The sequence below is a fragment of the Luteimonas sp. S4-F44 genome (assembly GCF_022637415.1).
GTDB lineage: Bacteria > Pseudomonadota > Gammaproteobacteria > Xanthomonadales > Xanthomonadaceae > Luteimonas.
Map to the genome: position 1 here is coordinate 3,167,946 of NZ_CP093340.1, position 16,053 is coordinate 3,183,998.

Below are 16,053 nucleotides of genomic sequence, written 5' to 3' on the forward strand. Positions count from 1 at the left end.
ACCCGCGTGTGCGCGTGCACGGCGCTGCATGCCTCCGCCGCCGCGTTGGCCCTCCCGGGAGGGCGCTCGAATGCTTGAGTCGATGATCCGCCTGGCTATCCGCCATCGCTGGCTGGTGCTGCTGGCCACGCTCGCGCTGATCGCCGCCGGCGTCTGGAGCTTCCTGCGATTGCCGATCGACGCCACGCCCGACATCACCAACGTGCAGGTGCAGGTCACCACCGCCGCGCCCGGCTACGCGCCGCTGGAGACCGAGCAACGCATCACCTTCCCGATCGAAACCGCACTCGCCGGCCTGCCACGGTTGGACCACACCCGCTCGCTGTCGGCCTACGGCCTGTCGCAGGTGACCGTGGTGTTCGAGGACGGCACCGACCTGTACTTCGCACGTCAGCAGGTGGCCGAACGGCTGCAGCAGGTGCGCGGCCAGGTGCCCGACGGCATCGCACCCACGCTCGGCCCCGCGGCCACCGGCCTGGGCGAGATCTTCATGTACACGGTCGAGGCCGAGGCCGGCGCCCGCAAGCCCGACGGCAGCGCCTACACCGCGACCGACCTGCGCACGCTGCAGGACTGGGTGATCCGCCCGCAGCTGCGTACCGTGCCCGGCATCACCGAGGTCGACACCGTCGGCGGTTTCGAACGGCAGATCCACGTCACGCCCGATCCGGCGCGACTGGTCGCGCTCGATGTGCACTTCGAGGATATCGTCACCGCGATCGAGGCCAACACCCGCAATGTCGGCGCCGGCTACATCGAGCGCAACGGCCAACAGTTGCTGGTGCGCGTGCCCGGCCAGGTCGCCGACATCGCGGCGATCGGCAACATCGTGCTGGTCAGGCGCGACGGCGTCCCGCTGCGCGTGCGCGATGTCGCGGACGTCGGCGAAGGCCGTGAACTGCGCACGGGGGCGGCGACCAAGGACGGTAGCGAGGTCGTACTGGGCACGGTGTTCATGCTGGTCGGCGAGAACAGCCGCACCGTCGCACGCGCCGCGGCCGCTCGGCTGGAGGCCGCCAATGCAAGCCTGCCGGCCGGCGTGCACGCGACCGCGGTGTACGACCGTACGGCCCTGGTCGATCGCACGGTGCGCACGGTGGCCCGCAACCTGATCGAAGGCGCGCTGCTGGTAATCGTGGTGCTGTTCCTGCTGCTGGGCAATGCACGCGCCGCCCTGCTCACCGCGCTGGTGATTCCGCTGACAATGCTGTTCACCGTCATCGGCATGCGCCAGGGCGGGGTCTCGGGCAACCTGATGAGCCTGGGCGCGCTCGACTTCGGACTGATCGTCGACGGCGCGGTGATCATCGTCGAGAACTGCCTGCGCCGTTTCGGCCAGGCCCAGCAACGGCTGGGCCGCCTGCTCGACAGCGACGAGCGCCATGCCCTGGCCGCCAGCGCCACCGCCGAGGTCATCCGCCCCAGCCTGTTCGGCCTGGGCATCATCGCCGCGGTCTACGTGCCGGTCTTCGCGCTCGATGGCGTCGAAGGCAAGATGTTCCACCCGATGGCGATCACCGTGGTGCTGGCGTTGACCGGCGCAATGCTGCTGTCGCTGACCTTCGTACCGGCGTCGATCGCACTGCTGCTGTGCGGCCGCGTCGCCGAGCACGACAACCGCGCGATGCGCGCCGCGCGTCGCGGCTACGCACCGCTGCTCGACGGTGCACTGCGCCACGGCCGCTGGCTGGTCGCCGGCGCCGCCGTGCTGGTGCTGGGCTGCGGCTGGCTGGCCACGCGCCTGGGCAGCGAGTTCGTGCCGAGCCTGGACGAAGGCGACATCGCGCTGCATGCGATGCGCATTCCCGGCACCGGCATCGAGCAATCAGTGGCGATGCAGCGCGCGCTCGAACGGCGTCTGCTGCAGGCGCCCGAGGTCGCGCACGTGTTCTCGCGCATCGGCACCGCCGAGGTCGCCAACGACCCGATGCCGCCCTCGGTCGCCGACACCTTCGTCATCCTGCACCCGCGCGGCGACTGGGCGCAGCCGCGCAAGCCGCGCGCCACCCTGGTGGCCGAGATCGAGGCACTGGCGCAGGCGATGCCCGGCAGCAACTACGAGTTCACCCAGCCGATCCAGATGCGCTTCAACGAGCTGATCTCCGGCGTGCGCAGCGACGTGGCCGTGCGCATCCAGGGCGACGATCTCGATGTGCTGCAACGCTTGGCCAGCCAGGTTGAGACCGTGCTGCGCAGCATCGACGGCGCCGCCGACGTGCGTACCGAAGCCGTCGACGGCCTGCCGCTGCTGGAGATCGCCCCCGACCCGCGCGCGATGGCCCGCTACGGCCTCAACCCCGGCGATGTGCAGCGCGTGGTGGCCGCCGCGATCGGCGGCCAGACCGCCGGCCAATTGTTCGAAGGCGACCGTCGCTTCGACATCGTCGTACGCCTGCCCGAGGATCGGCGCACCGATCCGGCCGCACTCGCCGACCTGCCGATCCCGCTGGGCACGTCGCCCTCGCCCGACGAAGCCGGCCGCGACGACGCCTGGCCCTCGGGCGCACCGCGCACGGTGCCGCTGCGCGAGGTCGCCGCTATCGAGACACGCATGGCCCCGAACCAGATCGCCCGCGAGAACGGCAAGCGCCGCATCGTGGTCACCGCCAACGTCCGCGGCCGGGACCTGGGCAGTTTTATCGAGGACGCGCAGGCGCAGGTGAGCGCGCGCGTGTCCCTGCCGACCGGGACATGGATCGACTACGGCGGGACCTTCGAACAACTGGTCTCGGCCAGCCAGCGCATGCGCCTGGTGGTACCGGCGACGCTGGCCGCGATCCTGGTGCTGCTGTTTATGGCGTTCGGCTCGCTGCGCGATGCGCTGGTGGTGTTCAGCGGCGTGCCGCTGGCGCTGACTGGCGGCGTGCTGGCGCTTGCGGCGCGCGGCATCCCGCTGTCGGTCTCGGCCGGCGTGGGCTTCATCGCCCTGTCGGGCGTAGCCGTGCTCAACGGGCTGGTGCTGGTGGGCTTCATCCGCCGGCTGCGCGCCGACGGCCTGCCGCTCGCAGATGCGATCCGCGACGGTGCCCTGACACGTTTGCGCCCGGTGCTGATGACCGCCCTCGTCGCCTCGCTCGGCTTCGTGCCGATGGCCTTCAACGTCGGCGCTGGTGCGGAAGTGCAGCGTCCGCTGGCCACCGTCGTCATCGGCGGCATCGTCTCCTCGACCCTGCTGACGCTGCTGGTGCTGCCCGTGCTGTACCGCTGGGCGCATCGGCGTGAGCGCCGGACCGCGGAGGCGGGTGTGTGATCGAAGCCCGCGCCGATGCAATGTCACATCGGCGCGAACCGGCCACAGCCGCGCAGTACCAGCCCAATCGAGAGCCATGCTGCCTGGAATTCGCAGGCGAGGTTGACTAGAGTCTGCAGATCAACCGCGCGTTCAAGCATTCCGACATGGCAGCAGGCCCGTCCTCAGATCGCTAAGCCGCAGCGACGTGTTCCATCAGTCGTTGCGGCGGTCTTTCCTCGATCTCGAATCACCGAGCAGGCAGATCGCCGCCAGATTCCACTCTGCGCGGGTGCTTTGCCATGTCCGAGAATAAATCCCCTACCTGGGGCTACTCCCTGCCATCGACGTTGCTGCTGATGGTGCCCTTCGATCTGCTCGCCTCACTGGCGATGGATGTGTATCTGCCGGTCGTCCCGCAGATGCCGGCCGCGCTGGTCACCTCGCCGACGATCATCCAACTCACACTCAGCGTCTACTTGCTGATTCTCGGCCTGGGCCAGCTCCTCTTCGGCCCGCTCTCCGACCGGATCGGGCGCCGCCCCGTGGTCCTGGGCGGTGCAGGCGCCTTTGCACTCGCCTCCTTGCTGCTGGCCATCACCAGCAGTGGCGGCCAGTTCCTCGTGCTGCGCGTGATCCAGGCCATGGGCGCCTCCGCCGCGCTCGTCGGCACGTTCGCCACGGTCCGCGACGTGTATGCCGACAGGCCCGAGAGCGCGACGATCTACGGGGTGTTCAGCGCGATCCTGGCGTTCGTGCCCGCGTTGGGCCCGATCCTGGGCGCGGTGGTGGCGCTGACCCTGGGCTGGCGGGCGATCTTCGCCCTGCTTGGCGTGATCGCTGTACTCGCGCTCGTCCGCGCATGGCCGCGCTGGCATGAAACCCGCCCCAGGGCGGCATCGAAGCAGCGGCCGCGCCTGGCATCGATCCTGCGTAACGGGGCCTTCTGGGTCTACACGCTCGGCTTTGGCACCGCGATGGGCAGCTTCTTCGTGTTCTTCTCCATCGCGCCCCGGGTCCTGATGGACGGCGCGGGCTGGAGCCAGATGGCATTCAGCCTGGCCTTCGCCTCGGCGGCAGTGGCGATGATCCTCACCACGCGCGTCATCCCCGCATGCGTCAAGCGCTGGGGTATCCAGGGCTGCTTTGTGCGGGGAAGCTGCACCCTGGCCACCGGCGCGATGGTGCTGGCCGCATTGTCCGCGTCCACCGCCCCCGGCTTCGTCACCTTCGTCATGCCGATGTGGCTGATGTGCGTGGGCATCGTGCTGGTCGTGTCCGTCACCGCGAACGGCGCTCTTGGTGATTTCGCGGATGCGGCCGGCACCGCCGTCGCGCTGTACTACGCCATCCAGAGCCTGATCGTCAGCGGCGTGGGGACCCTGTCGGTGCTGATGTTCAATGGCGCGACGCCCTGGCCGCTGGTGGCGTACAGCCTGGCTATGTCGACGGCAAGCCTCGTCGGCCTCGCAGCATTGCGACGGAGATCCGCCTAGCGGCTGCATCAGGAGGCTGAAATGTGACGCGTGTCGCGAGCTACGACCTCCGGACTAAGGGACACCCCTAGTTCGCGGGCCACGCACACCACTGGAGAATAGAGCAAGCGCCCCGATGGGCGTTGCCCATGCCAGCCAGGGAGCGAACCGATGGCGATCGATGGTATCAACGCAGCCCGCGTCTCCGACACCTCCAGCGTCCCGGCCGACTACACCTCGCCCAGCCGCGCCGAGCTCACCGAACTGGCCAAAGCGCTGCACGATGTCGGCGAGCGCAGCGGCAAGAAGGACGACTACGACCGCCGCCTGCAGGCGCTTGCATCCGAATTCCTCCCTACGCTCAGCCAGGAGGATCGCGGACGCTTCATGGGCGCGATCCTGGATCGCGACAAGGGCGCGCTGAAATCCTGGCTGCAGAGCGACCGGCTCGACAAGCTGGTCGACGATGGCCGGCTCGGCGAAAGCGACCGGAAGCGGGTGGTCGATGCCGTCGAGCGTGGCTATGCCGACCAGCACGTGGAGCAGGACAAGGCGTCCGAGTTCATCGACACCGCCAAGGTGGACAAGGCGAGCGATCGGCCGTCGGACGCACCGAGCAAGGACGACCTCGTCGACCTGCACAAGTCGCTGCACGATGTCGGCGAGCGCCGCGCGCGCAAGGACGACTACGACAAGCGCCTCGCGGCGCTGGCGACCGACGAACGCTTCCTGAGCGGCCTGGACGACAACGACCGCGGCCGGTTCATGGGCGTGGTGTTCGAGCGCGACAAGGGCGCGCTCAAGTCCTGGCTGCAGAGCGACCGTCTCGACAAGCTGGTCGACGAGGGCCGCATCGACGATAAGGATCGCAAGCGCGTCGTCGACAGCGTCGAACGCGGCTATGCCGATGGTCATATCGACGAGAGCCGCGCATCGGAATTCATCGACACCGGCAAGGCCGACGACCGCTCACGCGCATCATCGGCCGACGATGACAAGGACAAAGACAAGGCCGCGCCGAAGTCCGTCACCGAGGACGGCTACAAGGTGGCCGGCGCCAAGGAGGACGTGGTCTACGACGACATCAAGAAGGTCTCGTATCCCGGCGAATTCGACGGCGGCTGGCTGCGCGTAGACACCAAGGGCGGCGACAAGCTCGCGGTCGGCCCCTCGGACGCGCCCGACCTACACGCGCTGGCCGAGCGCAAGTATCTCGACGAGGGACAAGGCACCGTCGACCAGACTCGCAAGGACGCCCGCCTGCCCGCGACCAAGGACACCGACCTGTTCGCCATGAAGACCGACGTCGAACAGGATGGCGACAAGCTCAGCGTCGGCGAGGCCGCGATGAAGCTGACGATCGACGAGATCAAGGGGCGCAGTGACCTCTATGACGGCAGCGCCCAAGCCCAGTTCCTGCGCCTGGTCGAAGCGCGCAGCGCGGTCACCAACGGGCGACCGATCCATCCGGTGTATGAGGACCGCATCAGCGGCGCGTTCAAGAGCACCCGGACCCGCACCGAGAATCTCGTCCGGCTCGAACAGGCGGATATGCAGGAGATCTTCGACGAACGCGCGCTCAACCGCGAACTCGATTCGGCGATGCGCAACGAACAGGTCGCCGAACTCTACCAATCCAAGCTCACCGAGGCGGTCGGCAAGGTCCCGAAGGACGAGCGCAACAAGCTGGCCGACCGCCTGGAAAAGGTCGTCGGCAGCGCCGATTACGTGACTGCAGCCAACCAGCTCGAGGAGAGCGAACGCCCGCTGGCGAAGGCCGACGTCGAGGACGCGCTCTCGCAACTGGCGCTGATCGATCCCGATCGCGCCGGCGAAGCAGGCCAGACCTTCGCGCTCAATGCGCTCGCCGGCGAGATCGACAAGGTCTTCGCCGACCCCGCGCTCGTGACTTCGGAAGCACGCGTGGATGCCGTGGATGCCGGCCTGGGCGCGATCAAGAACGGCATCAGCAAGGCCAAGCTGCCCTTCGACATGGCCGGCAAGCTCGACAGCGTGCTGAAGGCCGACAAGACCGTCAAACAGGACTTCTCCAAGCTGCTCGACGGCATGCGCAAGGGCGGCCACGACGACATCGACCAGGTCTTCTCCGACACCATGTTCGCCAGCGACAAGAGCGCCCAAGCCGACATGCGCAGCCTGGTCGGCGATCTATCGTCGAATGGATTGCTTCCCGCGATCACCGGCGCCATCGGGATGACCCAGACGATTCGCTCGCTGGTGAGCAACGGCCTGGGCGAAACGCCCGAAGAAATCCTCGGCACTGTCGGCGGCGTGCTGGGCATGACCGCATCACTTGAAAGCGGGCGCACCCTGCTCAAGAACGTGGCGTCGACGCTCGACGGGTCGGCGACCGACCTGCTGGGCATGCGCAGTGAAGACACCAAGCGCCTGGGCCTGGACAGCGTGCACACCAACCAGGCCACCCGCGCCTACCGCGACGCAGTCGCCGACGCGCCGCACGGCCCCGGCAAGCTCGCCGTGCCGGACCAGGACAAGATCGCCCACGGCCTCAAGGACCGACTGGGTGATGCCAGCGACAGCAAGTTCGACCGGCGCGTGGACGCGACGATGAAGGTCGCCTCCAAGCTCAAAGGCCACGCGGCGGGCATGCTTGGCGTCGTCACCGGTGGCATGGGCCTGGACGACACCGCCTCGGACGCCGACCGCGCGGCCGGCGTGCTCGGCGTCATCTCCGGCTCGACGGACGCACTCGCCGGGATCGTCGGCGAGCTGACCAAGGATGGCCAGCTGCGCCCGGGCGTGAACCGGTTCCTGGCCGCCGCCGGCGGCGAAGGGGCCGCGGTGGCCGGCCAGCGGATCGCCGGCGCAATCGCGCGCGGCGCGGGCCCAGTGGGCTTCGTGCTTACCGCCGTCTCCGAACTGGTCTCGGTGTTCACCGGCAACGCCAAGGCCAAGCAGACCGCGAACGAACAGCACGGCTGGTTCAACGCACTGGCCGACGACGGCGTCATGCAGTCGGACTGGAACGTCAAATACGACTACGCGCGCACGATGCTGGGCGAGTTCGACAACCTGCACAACGACCACGTCAAGAACGCCCGGGCGCTCAAGAGCGCCGACTGGGGCGGCCGTCAGGCGCCGGAGGACCGCAGCATCTTCGACTTCCACCGCGACGAATTCGCGCACTTCAAGCAGGAGTGGGAGAAGAACCGCGGCGCGCCGACCTACGTGACCTTCCTCGACCCGGGCAAGCGCAAGGCGGACTTCAAGCGCGAAGCCGACGCCATGGACGAGGTGAAGGCCTACAAGAAGGAGTACCCGACCTATCACCCGGGGTATAACGATTGGGTGCTGGAGCCGTAGTATCACTCGTCGGCGCCAGCTCATGAATTAAGCCCGCGATGGGCCCATCGCGCCCGGATCTTAGACTTCCTCCAATCTCCATCTGCATCTCTGCCCTTGCTCATTCGATCCATCATTGTCTCGAAGTATCTGGGCCGGCGCAGCTTCAAACCAGCAGTTGATAAATGCCGCAAGCTACGATCTGAATGAACTTCTTGCGCGCCGACCAATCAACATAAAGATAAATGGCCCGACTATTACCCTCATTGCATCGGTCAACGCAGCTCGAATCATATGCCCTTGTAACCTCATCACGCGAGAAGCACCAAAGAATCCAGAGAATCGGCCACGAAGCGCTGCACGAAGATAACTGCGGATAGCGGCATCATATTTTTTATCAACAGATTCATGATAATAAGCAAAAGCAAGGTCAACCTCTGGAGATCGCTTGATTTCACCTGCCGCCCGAATTGCCTTCAATGCCGACGCTTCATTGGAAGCCCCTCCCATTCGCAATAACGCGCTTGCTAAATACAGCAACGGCGCAGAATCTTCGTCTCCAACGAGATGGACAACATGACGGTAGTGTCGAACCGCCTTACTAAGGTCGGCCTCGACATCGTCGCCTCCATACTCAAACGCGAGACCTTTCATAAAATGAGCTGCGACCTCATGAGAGCTGTTGCGCTCCGCTAACACCGCATCCAGAAGACTGAGGCACAACTTGATCTGTCCTGCTTCAAGAGCCCTTGTGGCAGCGCGAATCGTCTCGTATGCGCTCACGGCCCGCTCCATATAGGTCTTGCAGTCTCCCCTGCCTGCCTTGATTGCTCGCTAATACGCTGACGATTCTGACGATCGCTTACCCACTGATCAGGTCTACCATCTCTTCCTGGAGCACATGTTCCCAGAGCGACACATACTTGAAAATCGCGCTCCCTCACCTGAGGCGACCTGCATATTGCGGCTCCTGCGGCAGCCATCTCGGGCCCAACTGCGACCGCAGTAGCACCGCCCATTAGCGTGCCGTAGCTCGCGGCGCCAATAAAGACAGGACCTGAGATCGCGTGATTCATTTGTGCCGTCAAATCACTGGGAAGCTGGTGCGCGGAACGCTTCATGAGGTTTCGAGCATGCGGAAAAAATTCGCGCCCATCAGGATCAACATGACTAACCGGATTACCTCCGGCATAAGCGTAGGTATTCAATCCGCCCGCCAAACCAATCGGATCGCTCTACAAATAAGATCCCGTGCACCCGTCGTAATCGCGGAAGCTGTTGCACCAGAAGCCTGTCTCCGTGCACACATCTACCCCATCTTCCTCGATTCGGAGAAGCGCAGGGTCTGCGATATTCACAATTCCGAGCTAGAGGCTGAAGGCACCTGTCATTTTTCGCCTACTCGACTACCCTCTTCACCTATAACCCTTTGATCCGACTAAAGCTAGATCAGTTTTTCTGATTCGATACTCCCCGCCTCCGCCAACAACGTTCTCGAAATGCGGCACACGCCTAGGCAAGAAAACGACTATGTAAAATTCTTCTGTTTGGCTAACACCCATATCGTAATTACCCGGCTCTCGAGAGAACTCCAAAAGTTTTTCTGCCCCCTCAACAACAGGATGACCCGAATACTCAGAAGCTAAATCAATCTTGAATTTCTCATAAGCAATACTAGCCGCCTTAGCAATATCCGAACCATGGATCATCCGCTGACCATCAGAGTTAGCGTGCGCCATCGATGCAAGCAACATAAAACCGGAGAACACTGCTCGACATCCAAAATTCATGACCCCTCCATCATATGCACGAGCAATTGCCAATATTACTTCTGGGCTCATCAAGCAACTCTACGCGCGGCCGACCAAGCAAATTATGACTGTACTTCTTTATACTTAAAGAAGGCGTTCCGAGATAGCCTGCACCCCCATGGTCGAAGCCGTTATTGTAATAGACCCGCCAATCACCTTGGGAGAAGTTTTCAGTATCGTAATAAGAACTAGGCCCGCCGTGAGTGTGATAGAAGCCAACGGCTCCTGAAGGCCCAGGCCCCAGATCAACTTTACTCCGAACACCGGCATCGGGTTCGGTGTATGAGTAGCCACCACCTTTTAACGAATGCACCCACCCGCCATACTCAATGTTTTTGCGGATTGATATGGGATTAGAGTCAGCAATGGCGGCAGCTCCTGCATCATCGCGGGTCTGATAGCAATCTCTTGGAGCCAATCCCAATGGGTCGACTAAGTTGACTGGGCTGCCCATAACATAAGAAGGAGCACCCGACCTATCACCCGAGGCATAACGATTGGGTGCTGGAGCCGTAGCGTCACCTATAGGTCCGTACCGCCCGTCACTTGGCTTCAATACGACACAACGACCAACTTTAAATTGAAACAGCGGCACTCGATTCTGCAGACACTGCACTAGATGATTAATAACCCCAATCAATTTCTATGAATCCTTTGATTCGCAATCCTTAACCACTCCATCTTCGTTGACCCTGTACCTCTCGCGCCCCTTCAAGCCTCGCTCCAGGACTGGCTTAAGTACTATCCATCTCTGCGTGTAGTCCCCCCTGGCACCATTCGCCCTCAGCCGAGGATTTTGGGGTGGCGGTGGCTCTATCACGAACTGATATAGAAATGGGCCAAAGACCGGCACTAGAAGCAGCACACCTCCTGCAAACTTTTCAAAGATGCTCCGCTCACTTCGGAAAAGCCTAACCAAAAGGATCAGACCGAAGATCCACGCGATAGCCACCAATGAAAACATCACGCAGTTCATACCTTATAAAAATCTCTTGCCACACTAGAAAAAAATGAAGTCCCGACCAAAAATCCATCTCCAATAGTCAATAAAAACCCAAAAGCCGCCTCATATCCAGATTGGACATAAGCCCCACTTAAATATATCAGCACACAACCAAAAATAAGCAACGAAACAAGTATAATCCTCGCCCAGCGCTTGAAAAAGTATAAGCCCGCATATGTCAGCATATACATCACGAACAGTATTTCACTTATTACCTTCAGCCAGTCACCGCTGATCGCCGAATCAGCGCCATCGAAATAGGCGGCAGCCTCTAGATTTTCGCCGTACAGTAGCCCCCACGGAAAGAAGAACCAGATCACCTGCCCGACCGCCAGAACAATGAGGCATACCCTGTAAAGGATCTTGATATTCATCATAAGCATTCCATCAAGGTGGCGAGATCACACGCATCTGATTCGGCCGACAAGAACACCCGGCCTGCGATACCGAAGTTGATGCGCTAGGGCATGAATTCTGCTCTGGACACGCGCACTGCACCACCTCAACACTACAGAAATATGCATCACAACCCTTTACTGTTACACCCCCCCCAAGGGTCGGGCGCATCCTGTCCTGCATTAAAAAGGTCGGGATTTCTTCCCATTTCTTCAAGTTGAAGCTGCCTATAGATCCAGCGCATCTCCGCCCGGGTCAACCCAATGCCCCCGTTTCTTTCTTGAAAATGATTCCACGAATTCCGAGGTCTATTAGCTCGAGCACCTTTCAGACCGAGAGGATCGATAGAGCTGACCGGATTGCCCTCTACATACGCATAGCTATTCAACCCACCCGTCAAGCCAATCGGATCGCTCTGCAAATAAGTCCCGGTACGCCCGTCGTAGTCACGGAAGCCGTTGTACCAGAAGCCGGTCTCCGCATCGTAGTACTGCCCGGGGAATCCCAAGTTGTAGTCGCCGATCGTGCTGCCGAGCACGGCGCGATCATAGGCATAGTTGGCGGCAAGAGTGATGGTTTCGGTTCGTGTCACTGACCACTTCCGGCCGCCCGCGGCGGTCCGTATGAGTGAAGTAAAGCTGCCCGCCGCGCGTGAACCCGATCGGCTCACTGCCTAACCAAATATGGTCTGTCCACTGCCCACTCGTCACCTCTGACATCAAGGTGTTCTGGCCGCCGTACACGAACCGAGTGCTGACAAGCGGCCCGCTCTTGGCCGTCCGCTGACCGAGCGCATTGACCGCATACGTCGTGGTGCCAGCCGGCAGATGGATATCAGCATAGTTGGGGTTGGTATAGGACGCAGCGACGTCTCGCTGCACCGACACCAGCCGGTTGAAGCCATCGTAGCCATAGGTGGTTGTCGAGCCTATGAATTGCTGTTTGGCGCGATTTCCACGACCATCGTAGGTCAGGGTTTGGTTTGCCGCCACAATCGCCCGATTGCTGCCGGTCGCGACTTGGTATGCCTCGCCATGATCCCATTGGTGAAACGTCCGATTTCCATTCGGGTCGAGCGTGAAGTATTGATTTCCTACGGGCGAACCGACACTCACAAGTCGAGAGACGACGTCGTACTCGAAGTTCTGGCTGTACTGTGCTCGCGACCAGTTCTGGATCCATGTCACTTCGTCGATCGCGTTGTAGCTATAGGTGTGGCCTAGCAAGCCATAGTCGTGCGTCACCGTGAGGCGTCCATCTAGGTCGTATTCGCGATCCTTCACGATACCGTTGCCGTAGACCAGCCGCTTCATCGCCCCTACTGGTGCGTGCTGAAACTGATCGGCCACAGTGCGGGTCACGCCATTGATCGTGGCCTGGATCACAGCCAGCCGGCCGCGGTGGTAGCCGTAACCGACCGACGTGCCACCCGGGTAGCTGACGCCACCAAGACGACCGAACGCATCGTAGGCGTAATGTGTCCAGTCATCCGAATTGGGCGTCACATCACGTGTGACGGTGATTGCGCCCGCAGCCGTGTAGCCGAAGTGGCGCGTGCCTGTTGCAGAGTCCGCGTTACACAGGCGGCCCTTGCCGTTGTCGCACCAGTCGTACCCATACGCAAGGCTGGCAGTGCCACTGTTCGTCTCGGCCAATCGCCCGAGCCCATCGTAGGTATAGCTCAACCAGCTGCCATCATTGCGCGTCATCCGGGTGCTCAGCCCTGCCGCGTTGAACTGGAACGTCGTGACGCCAGTGTCGGGGCTGGTCTGCTTCAGCACCTGGCCGAAGCCGTCGACGACATAGACGGTGGCGTTGCCACGTGGATCTGTGACCTTGGTCAGCAAGTCGAGCGCATTATACTCGTAGTACGTCGAATGGCCCAGTGCATCGACCGTCCTGACCACACGGTTCAGCGCATCATAGTGATGCGTTGTGACATGGTTGTAGGCGTTCTTCTCGGTCAGAACGTTGCCATTGAGATCATAGGTGTAGGTCGTCAGCTGACCATTGTTGCCCCGTACCCCGCGCACGCGGCCGAGTTCGTCGTAGTCGACGATTCGACGGTAGGCGATACCGTCAGTGGACGACAGCGCGCCTACCGATGTCCGCGGGCCGGAGACGATATCGATCTCGATGCCCACCGGCTGCTGACAGATGCCCGTATTGGGATTGCACCACCCGCCTCCGCCCGGCGGTGGGTTGGGAGGTGGGTTGGGCGGCGGATTCGTGCTCGACATCGCCGGAATCCGGAAGCTACCGGAATTGGCAATCGTCAGATTCGGATTGCCGGACGGCGAGATGCCGTGGACATAGATCGTTCTTCCACCATGCTGCTGGCGCATAGCGGTCGTGATAGGGATACTGAACCGGTGCGCGGCGCCTTGCGATTCACAGGCTGCCGCAACAGCGGACTCGCTCGGCAGGTTGGCGTTGTAACCGCTGAAGCCAGTACCCGACCCCGCCGGACCGCCCAAGTACATATGCACCGGGATCGGCGCGTCGTAGTAGGACGCGCACGCCCACCCCGAGACCGAGTACCCGGCACCTTCATTACCGAAGACTCCATCGATCACGCCACGAATGGTGCTGTCCGGCGGCGCGGGCTGCAGGCCGCTGCGCACGACCGTCTGCGTCACCAGCGACATCGGATCAAGGGTGTACTCGATTACCGCGTGGCTGCCGCCATCCTCTGGCTCAGACTCGGCCACCAGGCGCCTCGCGGCGTCGTAAGTGTAGGTGCGCACCTGCCCATCGGGTCGTGTAACCGCACCCAGTAGTCCGCTGGACAGATATCGATATGTGGTATCGGCAGCGGTGCCAGTCGGGAAACGGCGGGCCCGGACCAGGCGGCCGCGCGCGTCGTATGCAAACTCCGCCACGTCACCATTCAAGCCGGTGACCTTGCCAGGTTGCCCAAGTGCGTTGTGGTCGGCGAAGGTCACAGCGCCGATGCTGCTTTCCTGGGCGGTCAGCGCCCCCGTTGCGTCGTAGCGACTGACGACCTGATCGCCGGTGCCGGCGATCGGCCGGTCGACGGTCGTCGATGCCAGCATGCCATTGCCGTGTGCGGTGTATGCAAAGGTGGTCTTGCGCACTTGTCCGGCCACGCCGTTCGCACTGAGGTTCTTCGCGGCGACCGAAGTCAGCCGGTCCTTGCTGTCGTAGGTCCACGTGGTTTCGACCTGCCCCGGCAATGTCTGCCGGGTCATCCGATTGGTCGAGCTCCAGGCGTAGGTCGTGGTCCGTTCGACTGGGGTGCCGACCGCCTCGCGCAGTTCCAGCAGCTGGCCCTTGGCGTTGTAGGTCGTGTAGGTCAGTTTGCCGTTGAAGTCCTCGGAAATCGACGGGTAACCGTTGGCATCGTAGACAATCGCCTTGCTGGCCGCAGCGCAGTGCGCCGACGCGAGCCCGATAGTCGCGATCAGCCTGCCGTTCTCGAACTCGTAGCTGGTCTGCTTGCCCAGCGGATTGGTCACCATCGTGCGCCGGATGGTGCCGGTCGGCGCGCTCGCGGCCACCGCCATCGGCGCCATGGCGGCCGTGCGCAGACGGTCGCCGATCGAGAGCGGATGCGTGCAGCGGCCCGTGTTCGGATCGCAGCTGCCACCTGCCGGCGGCGGAGGTGGAGGCGGCGGTGCCGGGGATGTGGACGGGTTGAGTTCGTAGGCGAACGTGTAGCGCTCGACGCCGCCGGCGTGCTCACTCAGTGTGGCGTCCATTCGCGTCGTAAGCAAAGTTCGAGTAGCGCACGCCGTTGAACGACTTACCGGTTAAACCGCCCGGAAAGCACGAATCCTCATAGTGATACTGCACGGTCGTGCCGGGCGTACCCGGCGGAGTCACCGTCGCCAGCCGATGCCGGCCACTGCCGAGCGCATTGGCGGTGTAGGTGAAGGTGTAGGCATTGCCGCCCGGGTCGGTCACCTTCGTCAGCTGCCCATTGGTCCAGGTGAACTGGACATAGCGCCCCGAGGTATGGGTCACCCGCTGCAGATAGTTGTTGCTGTAGCTGAAGGTCCACGCCACGCCCTGCCGGCTGGCCAGGCGCGTGATGTAGCCGTTGGCGTTGTACTGCTCGACCAGCCCGTCTTCGCTGTTGTGCGTGTAGACGTTGCCCGACAACGTGACGTAGGCGATGGCCTGCGCCTTGGCCTCCTCCCAGCGCCCCGAGGCGGTCCGCTGGAACTTGATGCTGCGCCCATCGGGACGCTGCAGCCAAATATTGGCCGAGTTGGGGCCCGGCTCCGCCGATGTCAGCGAGTAGTCGAAGTTGCTCAGCCAGTGCCGGCCAAAGATCCCGGTGCCGGTCCAGTAATGGTTATAGGTGCGCGTGAGCGAAAGGCCCATCTCGACATCGGCCGCGAAGTCCGTCTCGAACTCGACCTTGTTGCCGGTGGAGAAGACGACCGGATTGCCTGCGGTCATCGGCGCGCCGGTGGTCTGATCGCATTGCATCTCCGGGTCGCGGCTTTGGCTGGGCGCGCCTCGATCGCCGAGATTGGGCCGGATCGCGCTCACGCCCCCCAGCATCGGAATCCGACCGCCACCGCGAACCCCGATGACCCGGACCGCGTCGAAATTCACGATCCCGCTGCCGCTGCTTACACGAGGCGTCGTGACGCGTACGGTCTCCATCGTCGTGGGCGCGCTGACGTTCTCCGAGACTTTGACGGTGTCAAACGTCGCTGCCGCCATGAGCCGCCGCGTCTTCCCACTGCCGGTCTGCACCGGCCCGCCCTTCCTGTGCATGCACCACTCCCTGGCACAACCAGCGGATGCCCCCTGCATTGCGCCGCGTGCGAGCAAGGAAAC

Annotated in this window: 9 protein-coding genes; 3 read left to right on the forward strand and 6 right to left on the reverse strand. The window is 62.9% G+C overall.

Annotated features, from left to right (window positions below):
• Window positions 1–70 precede the first annotated feature (70 nt).
• From MNO14_RS14325 to MNO14_RS14335, 3 genes are all read left to right on the forward strand, one after another.
• Window positions 71–3,250 (forward strand): CusA/CzcA family heavy metal efflux RND transporter, encoded by a 3,180-nt coding sequence (locus MNO14_RS14325; protein ID WP_241944363.1) that lies wholly within the window; start codon window positions 71–73, stop codon window positions 3,248–3,250.
• A 281-nt stretch (window positions 3,251–3,531) separates the two neighbouring features.
• On the forward strand, window positions 3,532–4,725 hold the full coding sequence (cml, locus tag MNO14_RS14330) for a CmlA/FloR family chloramphenicol efflux MFS transporter (RefSeq protein WP_241944364.1): 1,194 nt from the start codon (window positions 3,532–3,534) through the stop codon (window positions 4,723–4,725).
• Window positions 4,726–4,875: 150 nt separating this feature from the next.
• Window positions 4,876–8,049 carry a hypothetical protein gene (locus tag MNO14_RS14335; protein WP_241944365.1) on the forward strand — a complete coding sequence of 1,058 codons (3,174 nt, stop codon included), beginning with the start codon at window positions 4,876–4,878 and terminating at the stop codon, window positions 8,047–8,049.
• A 174-nt stretch (window positions 8,050–8,223) separates the two neighbouring features.
• Here the strand turns inward: MNO14_RS14335 and MNO14_RS14340 are convergent, their stop codons facing one another.
• The 6 genes from MNO14_RS14340 to MNO14_RS14365 form a co-directional block, all read right to left on the reverse strand.
• Window positions 8,224–8,811, reverse strand: a complete 588-nt coding sequence (locus tag MNO14_RS14340) for a hypothetical protein (RefSeq protein ID WP_241944366.1) — start codon at window positions 8,809–8,811, stop codon at window positions 8,224–8,226.
• A gap of 632 nt (window positions 8,812–9,443) precedes the next feature.
• A complete protein-coding gene (locus tag MNO14_RS14345) occupies window positions 9,444–9,869 on the reverse strand; it encodes a hypothetical protein (protein WP_241944367.1) in 426 nt (141 codons plus the stop codon).
• 942 nt (window positions 9,870–10,811) lie between these two features.
• Window positions 10,812–11,216 (reverse strand): hypothetical protein, encoded by a 405-nt coding sequence (locus MNO14_RS14350; RefSeq protein ID WP_241944368.1) that lies wholly within the window; start codon window positions 11,214–11,216, stop codon window positions 10,812–10,814.
• Window positions 11,217–11,365: 149 nt separating this feature from the next.
• Window positions 11,366–11,830, reverse strand: coding sequence for an RHS repeat-associated core domain-containing protein (locus tag MNO14_RS14355; protein ID WP_241944369.1), 465 nt, complete (start codon window positions 11,828–11,830; stop codon window positions 11,366–11,368).
• Window positions 11,784–14,960, reverse strand: coding sequence for a hypothetical protein (locus MNO14_RS14360; RefSeq protein WP_241944370.1), 3,177 nt, complete (start codon window positions 14,958–14,960; stop codon window positions 11,784–11,786). The genes MNO14_RS14355 and MNO14_RS14360 overlap by 47 nt, the downstream gene beginning before the upstream one ends.
• Window positions 14,941–15,990 (reverse strand): DUF6531 domain-containing protein, encoded by a 1,050-nt coding sequence (locus MNO14_RS14365; RefSeq protein ID WP_241944371.1) that lies wholly within the window; start codon window positions 15,988–15,990, stop codon window positions 14,941–14,943. The genes MNO14_RS14360 and MNO14_RS14365 overlap by 20 nt, the downstream gene beginning before the upstream one ends.
• Between the last annotated feature and the right edge of the window lie 63 nt (window positions 15,991–16,053).

What these genes read in the sequence shown, in the direction of transcription:
- MNO14_RS14325 (WP_241944363.1), top strand. Translation starts at nt 71, where the DNA reads ATGCTTGAGTCGATGATCCGCCTGGCTATCCGCCATCGCTGGCTGGTG.
- cml (WP_241944364.1), top strand. Translation starts at nt 3,532, where the DNA reads ATGTCCGAGAATAAATCCCCTACCTGGGGCTACTCCCTGCCATCGACG.
- MNO14_RS14335 (WP_241944365.1), top strand. Translation starts at nt 4,876, where the DNA reads ATGGCGATCGATGGTATCAACGCAGCCCGCGTCTCCGACACCTCCAGC.
- MNO14_RS14345 (WP_241944367.1), bottom strand. Translation starts at nt 9,869, where the DNA reads ATGAGCCCAGAAGTAATATTGGCAATTGCTCGTGCATATGATGGAGGG.
- MNO14_RS14350 (WP_241944368.1), bottom strand. Translation starts at nt 11,216, where the DNA reads ATGAATATCAAGATCCTTTACAGGGTATGCCTCATTGTTCTGGCGGTC.
- MNO14_RS14360 (WP_241944370.1), bottom strand. Translation starts at nt 14,960, where the DNA reads ATGGACGCCACACTGAGTGAGCACGCCGGCGGCGTCGAGCGCTACACG.
- MNO14_RS14365 (WP_241944371.1), bottom strand. Translation starts at nt 15,990, where the DNA reads ATGCACAGGAAGGGCGGGCCGGTGCAGACCGGCAGTGGGAAGACGCGG.